The following is a 371-nucleotide window of genomic DNA, read 5'->3' on the forward strand; positions in this document are numbered from 1 at the left end:
TTGCTGGTCAGGTAGTCGTAAGCGGCCTTGGCGCGACGCTCCGACAGCTTCTGGTTGTAGTCGTCCTTACCGCACAGGTCGGTGTGGCCGGCCACTTCCACCTTCAGGTCGGGGTAGCGCTTCAGGATCTCGACGGCCTCGTTGAGGATCGCCACCGCGTCCGGACGCAGGGTCGACTTGTCGAAGTCGAAGTTCACGCCCTTCAGGTCGATGGTGACCGGCACCGGGCAGCCGTCCGGACCGATGGTCTGACCAGCCTGCGAACCCGGGCACTTGTCGTCGCAGTTGTTCACGCCGTCGCCGTCGTCGTCCTTGTCGGCGCAGCCCGGCTCCACGACCGGAGCCGGAGCCACCGCAGCCACCGGCTCCGG

1 protein-coding gene is annotated in these 371 nt (G+C 66.8%); it reads right to left on the reverse strand.

Annotated features, from left to right (window positions below; all coding sequences use genetic code 11):
- On the reverse strand, window positions 1–371 hold a 371-nt coding region (locus TX83_RS20990; protein WP_141233615.1), incomplete at both ends, for an OmpA family protein.

This window comes from Lysobacter antibioticus HS124, from assembly GCF_000336385.2.
GTDB classification, from domain to species: Bacteria; Pseudomonadota; Gammaproteobacteria; order Xanthomonadales; family Xanthomonadaceae; genus Lysobacter; species Lysobacter firmicutimachus.